4 protein-coding genes are annotated in these 3381 nt (G+C 71.8%); 3 read left to right on the top strand and 1 reads right to left on the bottom strand.

Features of this window, described 5'->3' with window-relative positions; translation table 11 throughout:
- A partial coding sequence (locus tag AB0K34_RS46280) for a GtrA family protein (RefSeq protein ID WP_364554891.1) occupies nucleotides 1–509 on the bottom strand: 509 nt, incomplete at its 3' end.
- A gap of 293 nt (nucleotides 510–802) precedes the next feature.
- Between AB0K34_RS46280 and AB0K34_RS46275 the strand changes: the two genes are divergently transcribed.
- The 3 genes from AB0K34_RS46275 to AB0K34_RS46265 all read left to right on the top strand — a co-directional run bounded on the left by AB0K34_RS46275 (nucleotide 803) and on the right by AB0K34_RS46265 (nucleotide 3304).
- Nucleotides 803–1957, top strand: coding sequence for a 5-(carboxyamino)imidazole ribonucleotide synthase (locus AB0K34_RS46275; protein ID WP_364554889.1), 1155 nt, complete (start codon nucleotides 803–805; stop codon nucleotides 1955–1957).
- Nucleotides 1954–2448, top strand: coding sequence for a 5-(carboxyamino)imidazole ribonucleotide mutase (gene purE, locus AB0K34_RS46270; protein WP_301177499.1), 495 nt, complete (start codon nucleotides 1954–1956; stop codon nucleotides 2446–2448). The genes AB0K34_RS46275 and purE overlap by 4 nt, the downstream gene beginning before the upstream one ends.
- Before the next feature lie 202 nt (nucleotides 2449–2650).
- Nucleotides 2651–3304 (top strand): hypothetical protein, encoded by a 654-nt coding sequence (locus tag AB0K34_RS46265; RefSeq protein WP_364554887.1) that lies wholly within the window; start codon nucleotides 2651–2653, stop codon nucleotides 3302–3304.
- Nucleotides 3305–3381 lie beyond the last annotated feature (77 nt).

Raw genomic sequence — 3381 nt, 5'->3', positions numbered from 1 at the left:
TGGGCGGAGCCGGGGGCGCCGGCGGCGCCGGCGGCGGGGGCCTCGGGCAGGCCGGACGCGGGGTCGACCGCCGGCGCGCTCGCCGGCAGGAACACCCACTTCTTGTACGACCAGAAGCGGAACAGCGTCGCCACGCCGGTGCCGATGACCAGGGCGATGTTGTAGAAGACGGCGCCGTCCAGCTTGAGGACGTAGTGCGAGAAGCCGATGAACAGCTCGGTGATCACCAGCCCGACGCCGTTCAGCGCGAAGAACAGCACGTACTCGCGGCCGAGCCCGGTGCGGTCGCGGTGCCGGAACGTCCAGCACCGGTTCGCCAGGTAGGAGAACGTCGTCGCGATGATCGTCGCGACGCCGTTGGAGGTCAGCGGGCCGACGCCCATCCCGGTGTGCAGGCCGTTGCCGATCACGACCGTGATGACGAACGCGATCGCGCCCACACTGCCGAACTTGGCGAGTTCGTGCACGAGGTGCGCGAACCGCCGATGGAGTTTGGCGACCAGGCTCACGAAGGGGAACCGTCCTTCCGGACTTCGTCGAACGCCACGGCCGACGGCGCGGCGGCTGATGCGGAGGCACCACGAGAATAGACGCCTGTTGCCGCGGAGACGTCGGAACATGAACGTTTCACGCTGTCCACGCGTTCCCTGCCCATTGTCACGACCCCCACACACCTGTGACGCCCGCCGCCGGGGATTCGTTCGCCCCGATCGGCCGATAGCCTTCTGACGTGAGTGTTCCACCGGATTCCCCGAGGGGGGACGCCCCCCCACGCCCCCCGGCCCGGCTCCGCCGGGGTGACATGCCCGTCGTGGGCATGGCGGGCGGCGGGCAGCTGGCCCGGATGACCCAGCAGGCCGCGATCGCGCTCGGCGTGTCGCTGCGCGTCCTCGCCGGGGCGCCCGACGAGTCGGCGGCCAAGGCCGTGTCCGACGTCCGGGTGGGGGACGACCGGTCCCGCGACGACCTGCTGGCGTTCGCCAAGGGCTGCGACGTGGTCACGTTCGACCACGAGCACGTCCCGGGCCCGCACATCCGGGAGCTGGAGGAGTCGGGCGTCCCGTGCCGGCCGGGCGCGGCCGCCCTCGCCCACGCCCAGGACAAGCTCGTCATGCGCGAGCGGCTCAGCGGCCTCGGCGTCCCGTGCCCCGCGTACGCGCCCGTGCCCGCGTCGGAACCCGCGGCCTTCCTGGCGGAGTTCGGCCGCGAGCACGGCTGGCCGCTGGTCCTCAAAGCGACTCGCGGCGGCTACGACGGCAAGGGCGTCTGGATCGTGGACGAGCCGTCCGGCGAGGCGGAGCGGCTGCTCGCGGAGGGCGTCGACCTGATGGTCGAGCAGCACGTCCCGTTCCGGCGGGAGCTCGCCGCCCTCGTCGCGCGCTCGCCCTACGGGCAGGGCGCCGCGTACCCGATCGTGGAGACCGTCCAGGAGGGCGGCATCTGCACCGAGGTGATCGCGCCCGCCCCGGGCCTGTCCGACGACCTGGCCGCCGAGGCGCAGAGCCTCGCCCTCCGCGTCGCGGAGGAGCTCGGCGTCGTCGGGCTGCTCGCGGTCGAGCTGTTCGAGACCGACGCCGGGCTGCTGGTGAACGAGCTGGCCATGCGCCCGCACAACTCGGGGCACTGGACGATCGAGGGCTCCCGGACGTCGCAGTTCGAGCAGCACCTGCGGGCCGTCCTCGACCTGCCGCTCGGCTCCACCGAGCCGACCGCCCCGTACACGGTGATGGCGAACGTACTCGGCGGCGACGACCCGGACGTCTACTCCCGCTACATCCACGTGATGGCCCACGACCCGGCCGTCAAGGTGCACATGTACGGCAAGGAGTCGCGTCCCGGCCGCAAGATCGGCCATGTGACGGCGCTCGGCACAGACCTCGACGACGTCCGGGAGCGGGCCCGGCACGCCGCCGACTACCTGCGGTGGGGCACCAAGATGGGGGAGAAGCGGAAATGAGCGAGCCGGTCGTCGGCGTGGTGATGGGCAGCGACTCCGACTGGCCCGTCATGGAGGGCGCCGCGCACGCGCTGGCGGAGTTCGGCGTCCCCTACGAGGCCGACGTCGTGTCCGCGCACCGGATGCCGCACGACATGATCGCCTACGGGGAGGAGGCCGCCGGCCGCGGCCTCCGCGTGATCATCGCGGGCGCGGGCGGCGCCGCGCACCTGCCCGGCATGCTGGCGTCGGTGACGCCGCTGCCGGTGATCGGCGTGCCGGTGCCGCTGAAGTACCTCGACGGCATGGACTCGCTGCTGTCGATCGTGCAGATGCCCGCGGGCGTCCCCGTCGCGACGGTCGCGGTCGGCGCGGCCCGCAACGCCGGGCTGCTGGCCGTCCGCATCCTGGCCGCGTCCGACGAGGGGCTGCGGGCCAAGATGGAGGTCTTCCAGAAGGACCTCTACGGCCAGGCCAAGGCGAAGGGCGCCCGGCTCCGCGACAAGCTGTAGCGTCCTGCCGCCACCCGCCGCGGACTCCCCGGCGATCCTTCTGAGCGACCGGTTCGAGTTCGCGTCAAAGGACATCAGGGTCCGCGAGAGGTGATATTGGGGCCCTATGGCCCTAGGGGGCCGGACGTCATTCTCCATACATTTTTCTCCAGTGATCGGGCGGCTAATCGGAAAGCCCGACAATGGAAGGAAGTGTGGAGAAATGCACGAGGAGAAGTCTGAGCCGCGCAAGCCGTCGCGGCGCCGCGCCGCGATCGCCGCGGCGGTGGGCGTCACCGCGCTGAGCGGCGCCATCACCGCCGGCGTGCTCGTGGGCGGTCAGTCGGAGTCCGGGCCGGTCGGCAAGGTCTCCGCGGTGTCCGACCAGCAGGCGCCCGCCGTGCTGGGGGGAGCCGCGGCGGGCACCGGAGCCGAGTCGGGCACCGGGGCCGCGTCGGGCACCGGGGCCGCGTCGGGCGCCGGGAGCGCCGGGGCCACCGGGAGCGCCGGGACCAAGACGACGGCCGGCGCGAAGGCGAAGGAGAAGTGCAACACGGTCGACCGGTACATCAACTCCAACACCATTCCGACGAACTACCAGTGGCACTCGAGCGTCAAGTACTGCTGGAACGGCAAGAAGGTGCGGATCATCCGGGCGAGCAGCTACCTGAAGAAGGCGGGCTTCAACGTCAGGGAGGAGCCGAAGCCGAACCGCATCATCTTCAACAAGAAGCACTCCGCCGTGACCGTGATGATCAGCGCGGACGTGATCCGGCCGAACGCGTGGACCGATGTCATCCGGCACCCCAAGGTCCAGTACCGCATGTGGGCGATCAACGGGGCCCACACCTACAAGATCATCGACAACGAGGCCTAGCCGGCCGGGGGGCCCCCCCCCCCCCCGGGGGGCCCCCCCCCCCCCCCCCCCACGCCCCCGCCGGCCCGAGCGGCGCC

Source organism: Actinomadura sp. NPDC049382 (assembly GCF_040677125.1).
In the GTDB taxonomy this organism is placed as follows: domain Bacteria; phylum Actinomycetota; class Actinomycetes; order Streptosporangiales; family Streptosporangiaceae; genus Spirillospora; species Spirillospora geliboluensis.
The sequence above is the reverse complement of the archived record's forward strand: the minus strand, read 5'-3'. Positions and strand labels throughout refer to the sequence as shown.